Below are 19,073 nucleotides of genomic sequence, written 5' to 3' on the forward strand. Positions count from 1 at the left end.
CCTGCGGATGATCCGTGACGTGCAGGACCGCACGGGCGGCTTCCGCGCCTTCATCCCGTACACCTACCAGCCCGAGAACAACCACCTCAAGGGCCAGACGCAGACCACGCAGTTCGAGTACCTGCGGATCATCGCGGTCGCCCGTCTGTTCCTCGACAACGTCCGGCACATCCAGGGCTCCTGGCTGACGACGGGCAAGGAGATCGGCCAGCTCTCCCTGCACTACGGCGCGGACGACCTCGGCTCGATCATGCTGGAGGAGAACGTCGTCTCCTCGGCCGGCGCCAAGCACCGCTCCAACCTGCTCGAACTGATCCATCTCATCCGGTCGTCCGGCCGTGTCCCGGCCCAGCGCGCCACGACGTACGAGCACCTCGTCGTGCACGACGACCCGGCGAACGACCCGGTCGACGAGCGCATCGTCTCCCACATCTCGTCCACGGCGATCGAGGGCGGCACGGCACACCCCGAGCTGAAGCTCATCGCCGCCACCTGAGCCGCCGGGCAGGGCGTTCGGGGCACGGGCATCCGGCCCGGGGCGCCCGCCCTCGTGACTCGCCCCCGCCCCACCCCTGCACACGAGGACGGAGAACCCCATGGCGGGTGCCATTCACGCCACGGGTCTGGTCAAGACCTTCGGCGAGACCCGGGCCCTGGACGGAGTGGACCTTGACGTGCCGGAAGGCAGCGTCCTGGGACTGCTCGGCCCCAACGGAGCGGGCAAGACCACGACGGTGCGCGTGCTCGCCACCCTGCTGCGGCCCGACGCGGGCACCGCCGTGGTGGCGGGTCACGACGTGGTCCGCCACCCCGACCGGGTTCGGCTCTGCATCGGCCTCTCGGGCCAGTTCGCCGCCGTCGACGACCGGCTCACAGGCCGGGAGAACCTGCGGATGATCGGTGAGCTGTACGGGCTTCGCACCCGGGCCGCCCGCCTGCGCGCGGACGAGCTGCTGGACCAGTTCGACCTGACCGGGGCCGCCGACCGGATGTCCAGCACGTATTCGGGCGGCATGCAGCGGCGTCTGGACCTGGCCTGCGCGCTCGTCGTGCGCCCTTCGGTGATGTTCCTCGACGAGCCGTCCACGGGCCTCGATCCGACCAGCCGGCTGATGCTGTGGGACTCCATCGAGGGCCTCGTGGCGCAGGGCACCACACTCCTGCTCACCACGCAGTACCTCGAGGAGGCCGACCGCCTGGCGCGGGACATCGCGGTCGTCGACCACGGACGGATCATCGCCCGCGGCACACCGCGCGAACTGAAGGCGCAGGCGGGCGGCCAGCGAGTGGAGGCGGTCGTCTCCCGTCGCGAGCAACTCGACTCCGCGGCCGCCCTGCTGACCCGGTACGGCACCCGTGCACCGGACGTCGACGGTCCCCGCGGCATGGTCTCGGTTCCCGTCGACGGCGGGGTGCGGCTGGTGACCCAGGTGATCTCCGCCCTGGACGCCGAAGGCATCGAGGTCAGCGACATCGGACTGCGCCGCCCCACGCTCGACGAGGTCTTCCTGGCCCTCACCGAGGTCACCCCGCGGGACACGTCGCGCACGGCGGTCGGTGTCGGCGCGGCGAACGAGAAGGAGTGATGAACGTGTCGGCCACGGCATCGTCCGTACCCGAGCTGCGGCCCGGATCGGCCGCCAAATCGCTGCGCGACGTACTCGTCGTGACGCGGCGCAACGTGATCCGGACGATCCGCATCCCCGAGGTGGTCATCCTCAGTCTGGTGCAGCCGATCGTCTTCGTGCTGCTCTTCGCCTACATCTTCGCCGGGTCGTTCAGTCTGCCCGGCGCGGCGAATCCCGCCGCATACCGCGAGTACATGATGCCCGGGTTCTTCGCGCAGACCATCGCCTTCGCGACCGCCGGCAACAGCAGCGTCAGCATGGCCAACGACATGCAGAGCGGCATGGTCGACCGGTTCCGCTCCCTGCCGATGGCGCGGGGGGCGCTGCTCACCGGCCGCACGCTCGCGGATCTCGCCCAGAACGTCATGGTCATGACGGTGATGGTGCTGTGCGCGCTGCTGGTCGGCTGGCGCATCCATCACGGGGCGCTGCGAGCCGCCGCGGCCTTCGCTCTGCTGCTGCTCATGGGGTACGCGCTGTCGTGGGTGGGCGTCGTCATCGGCATGTCGGTGCGCGCCCCGGAGGCGGCGGCAACCAGCAACTTCCTGTGGCTGTTCCCCCTGACGTTCCTCTCCAACGCGTTCGTGGCGCCGTCCACGCTCCCGACGGTGCTGCGCTGGGCCGCCGAGTGGAATCCGCTGAGCGCCACGGTGCAGGCGACCCGGCAGCTGTTCGGCAACCCGGGGCTCGCGGCCACGGGCGCCTGGCCCGCTCAGCACCCCGTGCTGGTGTCGTTGTCCTGGTCGGTGCTGATCGCGGTGGTGGGCCGGACGCTGGCGGTGCGCCGCTACCGTGCGGCCGGCACGTGAGGGGGAAGTCGTGACCGCGGACGCCACGTTCCGGGCGGACCTCGTCCGCCCGGTGCACGAACTGCTCGCCGGGCACGCGGCCCGGCAGCCCGACCGGATCGCGCTCAAGGACACCGACAGCGCGGTGACCTGGGCCGAACTGGACCGCCGCACCGCCCGGGCGGCCGGTCATCTGGTGGGCCTGGGCCTGGCGCGAGGCGCGTCTGCGGTGATCTGCCTGCCCAACCGGGTGGAGGCGGTGGAGAGTTGCCTCGCCGTCACCCGGGCGAGCGCCGTCGGCGTGCCGCTCGACCCGAAGGCCACCGACGCGGAACTGGCGTATCTGCTGGACGACTGCGCGGCGCGGCTGGTCATCACCGGCTCGGCGCAGCTGCCCCAGCTGCGCCGCGTGCTCGCGGACCGGACCGACGTCGTCGTGGTCCTCGTGGGACGGGACTCCGAGCCGGGTTTCGCGGAGGCGGCCGACGACGAACTGCCGCGCTGGGAGGAACTGGCGTCGACGTGGTCGCTGCGCGATCCGCCCCGCGACGACCTGGGCCTGGACGAGCCGGCCTGGGTGCTCTACCCGTCCGGGACGACCGGCCGTCCCCTCGGGGTCGTGTCCACGCAGAGGACGGCGCTGTGGACGACGGCCGCCTGCGGCGCACCGCTGCTGGGTCTGTCCCCTCAGGACCGGGTCGTGTGGCCGCTGCCGCTCTTCCACTCGGCGGCGCACACCGTGCGCGTGCTCGGTGTCGTGGCGGTCGGCGCCACGGTCTGCGTCACGGACGGTCCGGCCGCCGACGAGGTGCTGCGCCGGGCCCTCGACGAGGACGCCACCTTCCTGGTGGGTGTGCCGACGATGTACCGCCGGATGGTGGAGCTCGCCCGGTCCGGTGAGGCCGGCGTTCCGCGGCCGAGGGTGTGCGTGGTGGCGGGCCCGCCGTGTCCGCCGCCCCTGCACGAGGCGTTCCGCTCCGCGTTCGGCGTCGCGCTGCTGGACGGCTACGGCGCGACGGAGACGGGCGGCGCGATCACCACGAACCTGCCGCGGGGCCCGTACGTGCCGGGTTCGTGCGGTGTCCCGCTGCCGGGACTGACGCTGCGGCTCACGGACCCGCGCACCGGCGGCGAGGTGGAGCGGGGCGCCGAAGGCGAGGTGTGGGTGTCCGGCCCGGCGCTGATGCCCGGCTACCACCGGCAGCCGGAGGAAACCGCGAGGGTGCTGTCCGGGGACTGGTACCGCACCGGTGACCTGGCCCGCCAGGACGCGGACGGATATCTGACGCTCACCGGCCGGCTCGAGGAGCTGATCGTCCGGGGCGGGGAGAACGTCCGTCCGCGCGAGGTGGAAGAGGCGCTCGTGCAGGCGCCGGGGGTCGCGGACGCCGCCGTCGCGGGCGTCGCCCACGGGACGCTCGGCGAGGTGCCGGTCGCCTACGTGGTACCGACCGCCGGGGGGCTCGACGTGGCGGCGGTGCTGTCCGCCTGCCGGCGGAGGCTGTCCGTGTTCGAGCTCCCGGAGGAGATCCACGAGGTCGCCGAGGTTCCCCGCGACCCGGCCGGGAAGATCGCCCGCGGACTGCTGGCGGAGTTGCCGACGCGGCCGCTGTGGCGGCGGTCCCGGAAGCGGTCCCCGGAATCGCTCTGCTCTTCCGGCGCCGTCGAGCTGGGGCTGGACGACGCGGGTCATCCCCTGCTCCCGGCCGTGGTCGAACTGCCCGGGCGCGACGAACTGGTGTGCACGGGCCGGATGACCGCGACCGGTGGCGACCCGACGCTGTCGCAACGCGTGGACGGCGCAGCGGTGTTCGCCGGAGCGGCCCTGCTGGACCTGGTGCTGCACGCGGCGGGCCGTGCCGGCTGCGCCCGGGCGCTGGACGTGGCGGCGGACGAGCCGCTGGTGCTGCCGCGCGAGGGCGGCGTCCAACTTCGGGTGACGGTCGGTGCGCCGGAGGCCGACGGCATCAGGCGGGTGACGGTTCACGGGCGGCTGGACACAGGCGCCTCACGCAGACCGTGGACCCGGTACGCGACGGCGACGGTGGCCCCGGCCTCCCCCGCGGGAGCCGACGTGAGACGGTCCGTGTGGCCTCCGCAGGGCGCCCACCCGGTCTTCGGGGACCGCGGAGCCGACCGGCCGGACTCCGCGCGGACGCCCCGCGCCGTATGGCGGCGCGGCGACGAGGTCTTCGTCGAGGTGGCGCTGCCCGACTGGGTGACGGGCCAGGACGGTCACGCGCTCCATCCCGTGCTGTTGGACGCGGCGCTGACCGGCGCCGTGCACCTGGCCCGGGAGGCGGCGCCGCACGGCGCGAAGCCGGTTGCGGTGCGCTGGCGTGACGTCTCCCTGTACGCCTGTGGCGCGTCCGTGCTGCGCGTGCGGATGCGGCCGGCGACGGACGGCTCCTTCGAGCTGGAGGCGGCCGACGGCGCCGGGGACCCGGTGCTGACCGCGCGCTCGGTGACCTGCGCGCCGCTGCGGGGCGACGCCGTACGAGCCGCGTCGGCGACACAGCGGGACGCCCTGCTCGACCACTGCTGGGAGCCGTACGCACTGCCCGCGGTCGGCGGCGCGCCCGCGACGGTGGGCGGTCCCCGGCCCTGACGCGCCGCGAGTCCGCGGCCGGCGCAGACCCGGTTCGTCGTCGTGGCCCGGGACGCGGTCGTCACGGCGACGGGCGAATGCCGGCCGTGGACGCGGCGGCCGTCCGGGTGCTCGTCGGCGCCGCGCAGGACCGGGCCCTGAGGCACTTCGTCCCCTCGACATCGACGCCGTGAAACGTTCCTGGCTCCGCCCCGGTCGGCGTGGCCCGGCCGGCGCCGCGTTTTCGCGGTGGCGGCGGTCCGCCGGCTGCGTTCGGTGTCGTCACACCGCTGCCACCGGCCGCCCTCGACGCATCGAGGACGAGCGCGCGGTGGCAGAAGCACGTCATACAGCCCAGGAGGGAAGATCGACGAGGGTGACGACAGCAGCCGTGCACATCCAGCCCGGGCCCTGGGAGATCAGCAGTACGTGGTCGCCGGGAGCCACCTCGCGCGTACGGACCAGATGCTCCAGGGTGATGAAGACGTCGGCGCCGCCCACATGCCCGATGCCCTTGCCGAAGTCCCACGTGGAGCGTTCCATGGGCAGGCCGAGCGGCATCATGACCGAGTACTGGATCATCCGGCCGTCGATGTTGATCGGTACGACCCTGGCGATGTCGTCGGCATTGAGGTCGGCGTCGATGAGCGCCCGGCGGATGACGCCGAGATTGAAAAGAGTCAGTTTCTCGAGGGTCTCGGAGAGCGGGGTCTCGGTCTCGCTGTAGCGAGTGGCCCGTTCAGCCATGTCCCCGTCGCGCTCCCGGCCTTCGTCCGCCAGCAGCGAGCCGTCGCCACGATGCCACCGTTCGAGCTCGGGCAGGATGCCCGCGCTGAGCGACCTGATCTGCGCGAAACCCTCGTCCGCGCTGATGAGGACCGCGGCCCCGCCGTCGGAGAGGAAGTACGCCTGGCCGATTCCCGTATAGCGGTCCGAGCCCGTGGCGGTGAAGTTCTCGCCGGATGTGAGGAGTACGGTCTCAGCCTGAGCGGCGCCCGTCATCTGCCCGACCGCCACCTCCAGCGCGCCCAGCATGCCGTTGCAGCCCTGGCGCAGGTACAGCGACGAGACCGGCTCCACCTCCAGTTCGCGCAGGACGTATCCGGGTGCGTAGGACCCGGGCGGGCCCTGGTAGTACACCCCGCTGTGCACGTGGTGCGTGATGTCCTCCCGTTGCAGCTTCGACCGGTCCATGGCGACGCGCGCGGCGGAGATCGCGAGTTCCACGGCCGGGATGTCGTGCGCCAGATGGGTGCCGGTCAGCCCGTTCGCGTCCACGAGCTCCTGGCTGATCAGTCCTTTGGACACGGCCCGTCCGACGGGCTCGAACTCGTGCAGCGTGACACCGAGCGAGTCGATGAACACATGGTCAATTCTCATCCGAGGGCCTTTCCGTTCCATTGAGGTGTGAGGGCGCGGAGGCGAGGATCCGCTCGATCAGGTGCTCCGCGAGGTCCGCCGGGGTGTCGAACTCGAACGCCACCCGCGTCGGCAGCCTCAGCCCGGTCGCCTCGACGAGTGCCGTGCGCAGCTGCAGAGCGGTGAGCGAGTCGAATCCGAGGTTCCTCAGCCGGGCGTCCGCGGCCACGCTGTCCGGTGCGGCGTGGCCGAGGACGGCAGCGGCCCGGTCCCGTACGAGGTCGGTCACCGCCGTCTCCCGCTCCGCCCTGCTCATCGCCGCCAGCCGGTGTCGCAGGTCCCTCTGCTCCGCCGGGGTGGACTGGGCCGTGCGGCGGGCGCCGACGGACACCAGGCTCCGCAGGACGGAGGCCACCTCGCCGGTCTCCGCGTCGCCGGTGAGTCCGGCGAAGTCCAGTCGGGACGCGATCACGAGGCCGCGGCCGACCGCCCATGCCGCGTCGAAGAGCCCGAGACCCTGCTGCTCGACGAGCGGATGCGTGCCGCGCAGCGCCACCGGGCGCCGGTCCTTCCCGGACGGCCCCGGCCGACTGCTCGCCCCGGCCCACGGACCCCATGCGATCGAGGTGGCGGCGACGCCGCGGGACCGCAGGTGGTGGGCGAACGCGTCGAGGAAGGTGCTCGCGGCGGCTTGGTCGGCCTGTCCCGCAGCGCCCAGGACGCCGGCGACCGAGGAGAACAGCACGAACTGCCCCACCCCTGCGTCGCGGACCGCTTCGTACAGGTTCACGACCGCGTCCGCCTTGGGGCGCAGCACCTCGCTCAGGCGCTCCGCCGTCAGGGACGGGAGACCGGTGCCGTCCGCCGCGCCGGCAGTGTGCACCACGGCGGCGATCCGCCGGTCCGCGAGCAGGGCGGCCAGGGCTTCGTGGTCCGCCACGTCGCAGGCAACCACCTGCACCCGGGCCCCCAGCTCCGTCAGTTCGGCTTCCAGGACCGCCGCCTCGGGCGCGTCCGGACCCTGACGGCTCGTCAGCAGCAGCTCCCGGACACCGTGTTCGGTGACGAGGTGGCGGGCCACGACCGAGCCCAGCTCGCCCGTCCCACCGGTGACCAGCACCGTGCCGTCCAGGCCGACGTCCAGCCCCGGGAGAGCGCTGCCCGGTGCGAGGCGGGCCAACCGCGGGACCCGTGCCGTCCGCCCGCGCAGCGCCCACTGCGGTTCCGTGGAGGACGCCACGCGATCCAGGGAGCGCCAGGTGGGCTTGGCGAGGTCCGTGTCCACGAGCACGAAGCGGTCCGGGTATGCGGTCTGCGCGCTGCGGATCAGACCCCAGACGCCGGCCGCCGCGAGGTCGAGCGGTGACATGTCGTCGGGCCCGGCCACCGCGGGGACCGCGCCGTGGGTGAGGAACACCAGCCGGGAACCGTCGAAGGCCGGGGTTCCCACCCACGCCCGGGCTGTCTCCAGGGCGCGGGTCGTCGTGGCGTGGACGGCGTCCACCAGTTCCCGCCCGGCCGGCTCGCCGTGCTGCTCCAGGAAGGGGACCACGACGACGTCGGGGACGTCTCGGCCCCCCTCCACGGCGGCCGCCAGCGCCGTCAGGTCCGGGTACGTCTCCGCGTAGCGTCCCGCGGTCATCAGCGAGGACCGCATGCGCACGGGATCCTCGCCCACGATGGCCCATGTGCCGTCGGCGTCGGCGGTGTTCGCCCGGGCGTCCACGGCGGTCCACTCGATGCCGAACAGACTGTCCTGCTGCGCCACGTCCGAGGCCCTGAGCTCCTCGCGCACGGCGGGCCCGAGCCGCAGGGCCGGTACCGACAGAACAGGGGATCCGGTGGCGTCGGCAGCGGCCAGCGACACCGAGCCGTCCAGCCCCGGGGAGACCCGGGCGCGCAGGACGGAGGAGCCGGACGCGTGCAGCGACACCTCTCCCCAGGCTTGTACTCGCCAGGACGCGGCGGCGACCTCGGGTGCGATGCCCTTCATGGCCGCCAGGCTGAGCAGGGCCTGTGCCGGCGCCGGGTGGAGTCCGAACCTCCGGGCCTCCTCACGCAGTTGGTCCGGGACGAAGATCTCCGCGAACACCTCGCTGTCCCGTCGCCACACGCGCCGCACGGCGGAGTGCAGGGCGGGGTGTTCCAGGCGCAGCTCGGGTTCGGGCACCGGGAGGGCGTCCGCGGGCGGCCAGGCCTCGAGATCCCAGTCCGGCTCGGCCGCCGCCGCGACCAGCTCACCCGTCGCGTGGCAGGTCCAGGGCAACCCCAGGACGTCGTCGCCGCGCCGGGAGTGCACGGAGACCGTGCGCACGCCGGGCTCCCCGCCCTCGCCGACCGTGACGCGGACCTGAACGGCGCCGGAACCCGGTATCACGAACGGCGCCTGCGCGGTCAGGGCGCGCAGCCGCCCCCTGCCCAACCGCCCACCGGCCGCGAGCGCCAACTCCGCGGCGAGCCAGTCCGGTTCCCGCCCCACGCCACCGGCCTCCTCATCCGGCGACCACGCGGGCATGCCCGCCGAGAGCCGGCCGGTGAACACCACGGTCTCGGTGCCGGGCAGTTCCACGGCCGCACCCAGCAGGGGGTGCGAGGTGGGAACCGCGCCCAGACCGGACGCACCGCGAGAGGCGCCCGTCGGTGTGTTGAGCCAGTGGCGGGTGCCCTGGAAGGGGTAGGTCGGCAGGTCCGGGTGGATGGGTGTCGGGGGCGAGGTCGGGTGGAGGGTGACGCCCTGTGTCCATGCGGTGCTGAGGGCGTTGGCCCAGTCGTGGGCGTCGCCGTGGTCACGGTGGAGTGTGGCGAGGACGGCGGGCTGTTCGGTGAGCTCGTCGAGGGCGTCGAGGGTTTCCTGGGTCGGGACGGTGAGGTCGGGGTGGGGGCTGACCTCGATGAAGGCGGTGACGCCGGTGTGGGCCAGTGCGCGGGTGGCGGCCTGGTAGTCGACGGTGTGGCGCAGGTTGCGATACCAGTACTCGGCGTCGAGTTCGGTGCCGTCGACGGGACCGCCGGTCAGGGAGGAGTAGAAGGGCAGGTCCCCGCTGCGCGGCGCGATGGGCGCGAGCGCGTCGAGGATCTGGTCCCTGATGGCTTCGGCGTGGACGGAGTGGGAGGCGTGGTCGATGAGGACGCGCCGGTGGCGTACGTCGTTCTCCTCGCACCAGGCGGTGAGTTCGTCGAGTGCTTCTGCGGTACCGGAGAGGACGGTGTTGGCGGGGCTGTTGACCGCTCCGACGTCGAGTCCGAGGTCGGCGGCGACGGTCTCGGCCCGGTCTCGCGGCATGGCCAGGGAGATCATTCCGCCGCGGCCGGAGATCTGGGAGATGAGCTGCGAGCGCAGGGCCACGATGCGCGCGCCGTCGGCGAGGGTGAGGGCGCCGGACACGGTCGCGGCTGCGATCTCGCCCTGCGAGTGACCGACCACCGCGGCCGGACGGACGCCGGCGGCCCGCCACTGCGCGGCGAGGGAGACCTTGACGGCCCACAGAGCGGGCTGGACGACGTCCACGCGATGGAAGTCCGGCTGGTCCGGCTCACCGCGCAGCACCGCGAACAGATCCCAGTCGACGAAGGGCCGCAGCGCCTCACGGCACTCCTGCAGACGCTGCGCGAAAGCACCGTCGCCGTCGCCGTCGAGGAGCTGCACGCCCATGGTCAGCCACTGGGCGCCCTGACCGGGGAAGACGAAAGCGGGATCGCCCAGTCGGCGACCGCTGCCGCGCACCACACCGCTATCGCCGTGCTGATCCGCGTCGGCCAACGCGCGCAGACGCGCGACGAGTTGGACGCGATCGTTCCCGGTGACCGCCGCACGGTGTTCGAACACGGTCCGCGAGCCCGCCAGCATCCGCGCCACCGCGTCGGCCGACAGTTCCGGGCGCCGTTCCAGGAACTCCGCCAGCCGCCCGGACTGGGCCCGCAGCGCCCCCTCACCACGCCCCGACAGCAGCATCGGCGCCCCCACCCCGCCCGACGGCTCGACGACGGCCTCGGCGACGACCTCGGCGGGCGCCTCCTCCAGGATCAGATGCGCGTTCGTGCCACTGATCCCGAACGCCGAGACGCCGGCGCGGCGCGGGGTGCCGGCGCGCGGCCAGGGCTGATTTTCCGTCAGCAGTTCGGCTCGGCCTGCACTCCAGTCGACGTGGGGCGAGGGCGCGTCGATGTGGAGGGTGCGCGGCAGCGTGTCGTGCCTCATCGCCATGACCATCTTGATGACGCCGGCGACGCCGGCCGCGGCCTGGGTGTGGCCGATGTTCGACTTCACCGATCCCAGCAGGAGAGGCTCTCCGGCCGGACGGTCCTGACCGTAGGTCGCCAGGAGCGCCTGAGCCTCGATGGGATCGCCGAGGGTGCTGCCGGTGCTGTGTGCCTCGACGGCGCCGATCTCGGCGGGGGCGAGGCCCGCCTGCGCCAGGGCGGTGCGGATCACCCGCTGCTGCGCGGGACCGTTCGGGGCGGTGAGCCCGTTGGAGGCGCCGTCCTGGTTCACCGCCGAACCCCGCACCACCGCCAGCACCGGATGCCCGAGTCTGCGCGCGTCCGACAGCCGTTCCAGCAGGACCAGCCCGACGCCCTCCGCGAAACCGGTGCCGTTCGCCCCGGCCGCGAACGCCCGGCACCGCCCGTCGGGGGACATGGCGCGCTGCCGGCTGAAGGCGGTGAACGTACCGGGGGTCGACAGGACTGTGACGCCGCCCGCGAGGGCGAGGGTGCACTCGCCCTGCCGCAGCGACTGCGCCGCCAGATGGATCGCCACCAGCGACGACGAACACGCCGTGTCCACCGTGATCGCCGGCCCCAGCAGACCCAGCAGATACGAAAGCCGACCGGAGATCACGCTGGTGGCGTTGCCCGTGAGGAGCATGCCGTCCAGCCCGTCGGGGGCTTCGTGCAGCAGGGTCGAGCCGTACTCCTGGGCGATCGCGCCGACGAACACGCCGGCCGTGCTGTTGCCGAGGGACGTCGGGTCGATGCCCGCGCGTTCGAAGGTCTCCCACGCCGTCTCCAGCAGCAGCCGCTGCTGCGGATCCATCGCCAGCGCCTCACGCGGCGATATCCCGAAGAACGCCTCGTCGAACCGCCCGGCATCCTCCAGGAAGCCGCCGCTGCGGGCGTAGGAGGTGCCCGGTCTGTCCGGGTCGGGGTCGTACAGGGCGTCCAGGTCCCAGCCGCGGTCGGTGGGGAAGTCGCCGATCGCGTCGGTGCCGGAGCGCAGCAGTTCCCACAGGTCCTCCGGCCCCGCGACACCACCGGGCAGGCGGCACCCCATCGCGACGATGGCGATGGGGTCCGCGTCCGTGGTGGCGCCTGACCGGAGCGCCGGGAGGGGCGCCGTTGCCGTGGCTCCGCCGCGGCTCTCGGCCAGGTGCCCCGCCAGGGCTTGCGGGGTCGGGTGGTCGAAGACCACGGTCGGGGCCAGGCGGAGGCCGGTCGCGGTGTTGAGGCGGTTGCGCAGCTCGACGGCGGAGAGCGAGTCGAAGCCGATGTCCTTGAACGCGCTGTCGGCGCGTACGGCCTGCGGCGACTCGTGTCCCAGGACCGCCGCAGCGTGCTTGCGCACCACGTCGAGCAGGGCGCGTTCGGCCTCCTTCGACGAGAGTCCGGCGAGCCAGGCTCCGGCGTCCTGCCCCTCGCCGGATTCGACGGCGGCGGTACGCCGCGTGACGGCGCGGACGAGACCGCTCAGCAGCGTGGGCACCCCGCCCGAACGCCGTCGCAGGGCGGCGTGGTCGAAGAGTGCGGCCACGAAGGCGGCGCCTCGCCGGGCGGCGGCGGCGTCGAGCAGTGCCAGTCCCTGCTCGGCTTCGAGCGGCCGGACGCCGTTGCGGGCGATGCGGACGCGGTCGGTGGCGCCCAGGTGTGCGGTCAGACCGCCACCCTCCCAGAGGCCCCAGGCCACCGCGGTGGCGGGCAGCCCGAGCGAGCGCCGGTGCTCCGCGAGGGCATCGAGGAAGGCGTTGGCCGCGGCGTAGTTGGCCTGTCCCGGGCCGCCCAGGACGCCGGCGACCGACGAGAAGAGGATGAAGTGCTTCAGGTCGGCGTCGCGCGTGAGGTCGTGCAGGTGCAGTGCCGCGTCCACCTTGGGCCGCAGCACGGTGGCGACCTGCTCCGGGGAAAGGCCGGACACCGTCCCGTCGTCGAGGACGCCGGCGCTGTGCACCACGGCGGTCACCGGCCGGTCGAGGCCGGCGAGCACCGTTGCCAGGGACTCCCGGTCGGCCACGTCGCACGCTTCGACCGTCACGGACGCGCCCAGGGCGGTGAGTTCGTCGATCAGGTCGGCGGCGCCCTCGGCTGTGCGTCCGCTTCTGCTCAGCAGCAGCAGATGGCGGGCGCCGTGTGCGGCGACCATGTGGCGGGCGACGAGTCGGCCCAGGCCGGTGGTTCCGCCGGTGACGAGGGTGACGCCCTCCGGATCGAGCGTCCGCGGTTCTTCGAGCGCGAGGTCGGCTGCGCGCGTCAGGCGGGGCGCCAGAACAAGACCTGCGCGAACGGCGGTCTGCGGTTCACCGGACGCGACCGCGGCGCGCAGCCCCGTCACGTCCGCGGCGAGGGAGTCCGGCCCGGGGTCCAGGTCGATCAGGACGAGACGTCCGGGGTGTTCGGCCTGCACCGTCCGGGCGAGACCCCACACGGAGGCCCCGGCCAGGTCGGCGACGCCGGACCCGGGCTCGGTCGCCACGGCGCCACGGGTGGCGAGAACAAGACGAGTCGCCTCGTACCGTTCGTCGCGCAACCAGTGCTGCACCTGCGCGAGGGCGATCTGCACGCGCTCATGGACAGCGGCCGCGGTGTCGGCCGGGGTGCCGGCGGCTTCCGGCCCGGGACGGTCGCAGAGCACGAGCAAGGTGTCGGGCGCGGGCCCCGAGGCTTCCCCCGTCAGGTCCGGCGCCGCGTGCGCGTCGAATCCCGCGTCGGTGAGGGCGGCTGCGGTGCGCGCGGCGTCGGGTCCCACCGCCAGCCATCGGCCCGCAGGCTGCAGCTCCGGCGGGGTCGTCCCGGGCTGCCACTGCGTATGCAGCAGCATCTGCCGGACGGTCTCGTCCTCCGCGGAAGCCGCTTCCCCCATGGGCCGCGTCGACAAGGCGCCCACGGAGACGACGGGGGCTCCTGCCGGGTCCACGGCGAGCAGCGCGACGCCGTCCGGCTCCGGCCGGGTCAGCCGCACTCTCAGCTTGGTGGCCCCTGCCGCGTGCAGTCGCACACCGTGCCAGGAGAACGGCAGGTTGAGCGGCCGGGAGGCGTCCTCGTCCACCTCGCCCAGGACGTCGGGGTGCAGGGCGGCGTCCAGCAACGCGGGGTGCAGACTCCAGCCGTCGGTCGCCTCTCCTTCGGGCAGGGCGATCTCGGCGAAGACCTCCGCGTCCCTGTGCCACACGGCTCCCAGGCCTCGGAACGCGGGACCGTAGCCGTATCCGGCCTCGGCCATCCGCTCGTAGGCGTCCGCGACGGGCACGGATCGCGCGCCCTGCGGTGGCCAGGTGGCGAGCGCTTCGGCGGCGGTGTCGTCCGGCAGGTCGGGGACGAGGAAGCCGTGCGCATGCCGGGACCACAATGGGTCCGCCGTCGATTCGGCGCCGCTCTGCGGCGCGGAGTGGACGCTCACCGCACGGCGTCCCGACGCGTCCGGCGCCCCGACGGTCACCTGCAGGCTGACGGTCTGCTGCGCCGTGACCACGAGCGGGGCCTCGAGGACCAGTTCTTCCAGACAGGGGGCGCCCACCTCGTCACCCGCCCGGATCGCGGCCTCGACGAATGCCGTTCCGGGGAACAGGACGGACCCGCGCACCACGTGGTCGGCCAGCCATGGATGCGTGGCCGTGGAGACCCGCCCGGTGAACACCACGCCTTCCTCGTCCGCGCGGTGGATCGCGGCGCCCAGCAGCGGGTGCACGACGGGGCGCAGGCCGAACGACTGCGGGTCGCCGCCTGTCGGTGTGTTGAGCCAGTGGCGGGTGCCCTGGAAGGGGTAGGTGGGCAGGTCGGGGTGGATCGGTGTGGCGGTGGACGCGGGGGTCGGATGGAGGGTGACGCCCTGTGTCCATGCGGTGCTGAGGGCGTGGGTCCAGTCGTGGGCGTCGCCGTGGTCGCGGTGGAGTGTGGCGAGGACGGCGGGCTGTTCGGTGAGGTCGGCGAGGGTTTCCTGCGTCGGGAGGATGAGGACGGGGTGGGGGCTGACCTCGATGAAGGCGGTGACGCCGGTGTGGGCCAGTGCGCGGGTGGCGGCCTGGTAGTCGACGGTGTGGCGCAGGTTGCGATACCAGTACTCGGCGTCGAGCTGGGTCCCGTCGACGGGACCGCCGGTCAGGGAGGAGTAGAAGGGCAGGTCCCCGCTGCGCGGCGCGATGGGCGCGAGCGCGTCGAGGATCTGGTCCCTGATGGCTTCGGCGTGGACGGAGTGGGAGGCGTAGTCGATGAGGACGCGCCGGTGGCGTACGTCGTTCTCCTCGCACCAGGCGCCGAGTGCGTCCAGTGCGTCGAGGGAGCCGGAGAGGACGGTGTTGGCGGGGCTGTTGAGCGCCCCGATGTCCAGTCCGAGGTCGGCGGCGACGGTCTCGGCCCGGTCTCGCGGCATGGCCAGGGAGATCATTCCGCCGCGGCCGGAGATCTGGGAGATGAGCTGCGAGCGCAGGGCCACGATGCGCGCGCCGTCGGCGAGGGTGAGGGCGCCGGACACGGTCGCGGCGGCGATCTCGCCCTGCGAGTGACCGACCACCGCGGCCGGACGGACGCCGGCGGCCCGCCACTGCGCGGCCAGGGAGACCTTGACGGCCCACAGAGCGGGCTGGACGACGTCCACGCGATGGAACTCGGGCTGACCCGGCTCGCCGCGCAGGAGTGCGAACAGGTCCCAGTCGATGAAGGGCTCCAGCGCCTCACGGCACTCCTGCATGCGCCGCGCGAAAGCACCGCCGTCGTCGAGGAGCTTGACGGCCATGCCGGGCCACTGCGCACCCTGACCGGGGAAGACGAACACGGGATCGCCCAGTCGGCGGCCGGTTCCGCGCACCACACCGCTACCGGTGTCCTGGTCGGTGTCCGCATTCACGTCCGCCAGTGCGCGCAGGCGTGTCAGCAGTTGGGTGCGGTCGTCCCCGGTGACCGCCGCACGGTGTTCGAACACCGTGCGCGACCCGGCCAGCATGCGCGCCACCGTTTCGGTGGGCACGTCCGGGTTGCGCTCCAGGAAGTCCGCGAGCCGTCCTGACTGATCCCGCAGCGCGCCCTCACCACGCCCCGACAGCAGCATCGGCGCCCCCACCCCGCCCGACGGCTCGGCGACGACCTCGGCGGGCGCCTCCTCGAGGATCAGATGCGCGTTCGTGCCACTGGCGCCGAAGGAGGAGACACCCGCCCGGCGGGGGGTGTCCGTGCGCGGCCAGGGCTGGGATTCGGTCAGGAGCCGGAGTCCCCCTGTGCTCCAGTCGACGTGGGGTGAGGGTGCGTCGATGTGAAGAGTGCGCGGCAGTGTGTCGTGCCTCATCGCCATGACCATCTTGATGACGCCGGCGACGCCGGCCGCGGCCTGGGTGTGGCCGATGTTCGACTTCACCGATCCCAGCAGGAGAGGCTCACCGGCCGGACGGTCCTGACCGTAGGTCGCCAGGAGCGCCTGAGCCTCGATGGGATCGCCGAGAGTGGTGCCGGTGCCGTGCGCCTCGACGGCGCCGATCTCGGCGGGGGCGAGGCCCGCCTGCGCCAGAGCGGTCCGGATCACCCGCTGCTGCGCGGGACCGTTCGGGGCGGTGAGCCCGTTGGAGGCGCCGTCCTGGTTCACCGCCGAACCCCGCACCACCGCCAGCACCGGATGCCCCAGCCTGCGTGCATCCGACAGCCGTTCCAGCAGGATCAGCCCGACGCCCTCCGCGAAGCCCGTGCCGTTCGCCCCGGCCGCGAACGCCCGGCACCGCCCGTCGGCCGAGAGCGCCCCCTGACGGCTGAACTCCACGAGGGCGCCGGGGGTCGACATGACGGTGGCGCCGCCCGCGAGGGCGAGGGTGCACTCGCCCTGCCGCAGCGACTGCGCCGCCAGATGGATCGCCACCAGCGACGACGAACACGCCGTGTCCACCGTGATCGCCGGCCCCAGCAGACCCAGCGTGTAGGAGATGCGGCCGGAGGCGACGCTGACGGCCGATCCGTTGCCGAGGTAGCCCTCCAGGTTCTCGGGGGCGCGCTGGTGGAGGCCGGGCCCGTAGCCCCCGTACATCACACCGGCGAAGACACCGGTCCGGCTGCCCTTGAGCGACGCCGGGTCGATGCCCGCGCGTTCGAAGGTCTCCCACGCCGTCTCCAGCAGCAGCCGCTGCTGCGGATCCATCGCCAGCGCCTCACGCGGCGATATCCCGAAGAACGCCTCGTCGAACCGCCCCGCCTCGTCCAGGAACGCGCCCTGCCGGGTGGACGACCTCCCGCCGCCGCTGTCCTCGTCGCCCAGGAGCCGGTCGAGGTTCCAGCCCCGGTCGTCGGGAAGCGGTCCGACCGCGTCGGTCTCCGCCACGAGCAGGTCCCACAGCTCACTGGGCGTCCGGGCGCCGCCGGGCAGACGGCAGCCCATCGCCACGATGGCGATGGGCTCGTCCGACTGCTCCGTCACGGCCGTTCCCTCGGCGTCCTCCGCGCTCTCCGCCCCGGAGCCGCCTTCCCCCAGGCCGTCGAGGTACCGCGCGAGGGCCTGCGGGGTCGGGTAGTCGTAGGCCACAGCGGCTGACAGACGGTGACCGGAGGCGGCCGACAGCCGGTCGCGGAGGGTCACGGCGGACAGGGAGGTGAAGCCGAGTTCGTGCAGAGGCCGGTCGGCGGCCACCTCTTCGGCGGGCAGGCCGAGGACGTCCGCCACCACGGAGCGCACCAGGCCGAGGAGCCCGTGCTGCGACGTCGGGAGGGCGGCGCCGGCGGACTCCGGGGGCACGGCGCCGGCTGTTCCGGTCGGCCCTTCGGCGGCCAGGTCAGGGCGGACGCTCACCGACGGATTGACGACGAGCAGCGTTGCGGGCAGCTCGGCCAGCTGCCGGCGGGCGGTCTTCCCCGTCGCCGTACGCGGGACGGCGTCGATGACGTGGAACTCGTCGGGCACCTTGAAGTAGGAGAGCTCCCGGCGGCAGGTTTCCAGGAGTTCCCGGGTGTCGATGCCCTCGGGGCCTTCCGGACCCGGCACCAGGTAGGCGACGGGTACCTCGCCCAGTACGGCGTGCGGCTTGCCCGCCACCGCGGCCTCGGCCACACCGGGCACCCCGGCCAGGACGTGCTCCACCTCCGCGGGGTGGATGTTCTCGCCGCCGCGGATGATGAGTTCCTTGACCCGGCCGGTGATGGTGAGGTTCCCGGCGGAGTCCTGCCGGCCGAGGTCGCCGGTGCGGTACCAGCCGTCCACGAGCACGGCCCGGGTCGCTTCCGGGGCGTTGTGATATCCGGTCATGGTGGCCGGGCTGTGCACCCAGATCTCGCCCTCCTGACCGGCCGTCACCTCCTCGCCGGTCAGCGCGTCCGTCAGACGCAGCGTCAGGCCAGGCAGCGGGGCGCCGGCCGCGCCGAGGACGCGTGGCCCGGTGAGTGCCTGCGTGGTGATGGCGCCGCCGGTCTCGCTGCTGCCGTAGCTGTCCAGGAGGCGGATGCCGAAGGTGTCCTCGAAGGCTTCGTGCAGCTCGGTCGGGCAGGCCGAGCCGGCCGCCATGCACACGCGCAGCTGCGGCAGTTCGAGCGCCTGCTCGCGCGCGATGTCCACCATGCGGTGGTACGTGGTGGGAGAGCCGACCAGGAAGGTGGCCTGCTCGCTGCGGACGGTCTCCATGATCTCGTCCGGGGCCGAGCCCTCCAGGATGTGGGCGAAGGCCCCGACGGCCAGCGTGGCGAGCACGCCGATGTTGTGCGAGGCGGCGTGGTACAGCGGCATCGGCCACACCAGGCGGTCGTTCGCGGACAGGCCGAGAATCGGCCGGGTGCAAGCGGCCGTGGCCCAGAGGGACTTGCGCTGGGTCGTCACCACGCCCTTGGGGCGTCCGGTCGTGCCGGAGGTGTACAGGATCCAGGCCGTCTCGTCCAGCTCCAGGTCGTCCCGCGGGTCGGCGGGCGGCGGGGTGACGGCGAGGTGCTCGAAGTCGGCGGCGCCCGCGACCGGCTCGGTGGCGCCGACGACGATCAGACAGCAGTCCAGCCCACTGCTCCGGCTGGTCCTCAGCAGCTGGGGTATCTGGGCCGCGCCGCTGATCACCGTGCGGGCGCCGCTGTCGAGGAGATGGTGCGCGAGCTCGGAGTCGGAGGAGCGTGGGTCGACCGGCACGCCGACGGCTCCCGCGCGCGTGACGGCGAGATAACTCTCGACCATCTCGACCCGGTTGCCCATGCGCAGCAGCACGCGGTCACCGCGTCCGACCCCGAGTGCGGCGAGGTGCCCGGCCAGGTACCGGGTGCGCCGCTCCAGAGCACCGTAGGTGACGGACCGCCGGGAGTCCTGGAAAACCCGCTCGTCCGCTCGCTGCAGAGCGTGGTGCGTCAGGATCTCGTGCAGCGGGCGGACAAGTGCGACGGAGGGTTCTTCAGTCACAGCTCGGCTTCCAATCACAGGGGACGATGGACGGACTCTGACAATCCGGGGCCGCCATCCCCCAGGCGCCGTCGGGCACGAGGAGCGGCAGAGATCGGTCCCGATCTTTGCCAAGCAGTATGTCGAGGGCGGCACTAGGTCTTTCTCTAAACCCGGCCCGGCGA

General features: G+C 73.2%; 5 protein-coding genes and 1 pseudogene. 4 read left to right on the top strand and 2 right to left on the bottom strand.

The genetic code is table 11. From position 1 onward, the window contains the following. From ACH4ZA_RS35685 to ACH4ZA_RS35700, 4 genes and pseudogenes are all read left to right on the top strand, one after another. Positions 1-496, top strand: a pseudogene (locus ACH4ZA_RS35685) (dehypoxanthine futalosine cyclase); the annotation flags it as partial. A 100-nt stretch (positions 497-596) separates the two neighbouring features. Beyond that, entirely contained in the window at positions 597-1,586 is a 990-nt protein-coding gene (locus ACH4ZA_RS35690) for an ATP-binding cassette domain-containing protein (RefSeq protein WP_398433302.1), read from the top strand. Then, the gene (locus tag ACH4ZA_RS35695; protein WP_398433303.1) at positions 1,586-2,437 is read left to right on the top strand and encodes an ABC transporter permease; all 852 of its coding nucleotides are present in this window, start codon (positions 1,586-1,588) and stop codon (positions 2,435-2,437) included. Before ACH4ZA_RS35690 ends, ACH4ZA_RS35695 begins: the two co-directional genes overlap by 1 nt. A 10-nt stretch (positions 2,438-2,447) precedes the next feature. Next, complete coding sequence (locus tag ACH4ZA_RS35700) at positions 2,448-5,024, top strand: AMP-binding protein (RefSeq protein WP_398433304.1); 2,577 nt, start codon at positions 2,448-2,450, stop codon at positions 5,022-5,024. A gap of 324 nt (positions 5,025-5,348) precedes the next feature. Here ACH4ZA_RS35700 and ACH4ZA_RS35705 read toward each other — a convergent pair whose 3' ends face one another. Both ACH4ZA_RS35705 and ACH4ZA_RS35710 read right to left on the bottom strand, forming a co-directional pair. Beyond that, positions 5,349-6,383: a ketoacyl-ACP synthase III family protein gene (locus tag ACH4ZA_RS35705; RefSeq protein WP_398433305.1), complete on the bottom strand. Its 1,035-nt coding sequence runs from the start codon at positions 6,381-6,383 to the stop codon at positions 5,349-5,351. After that, on the bottom strand, positions 6,373-18,909 hold the full coding sequence (locus ACH4ZA_RS35710; protein ID WP_398433306.1) for an SDR family NAD(P)-dependent oxidoreductase: 12,537 nt from the start codon (positions 18,907-18,909) through the stop codon (positions 6,373-6,375). Before ACH4ZA_RS35710 ends, ACH4ZA_RS35705 begins: the two co-directional genes overlap by 11 nt. Positions 18,910-19,073 lie beyond the last annotated feature (164 nt).

Origin of the sequence: Streptomyces sp. NPDC020597, assembly GCF_044335095.1 — a bacterium.
Classification (GTDB): Bacteria; Actinomycetota; Actinomycetes; order Streptomycetales; family Streptomycetaceae; genus Streptomyces.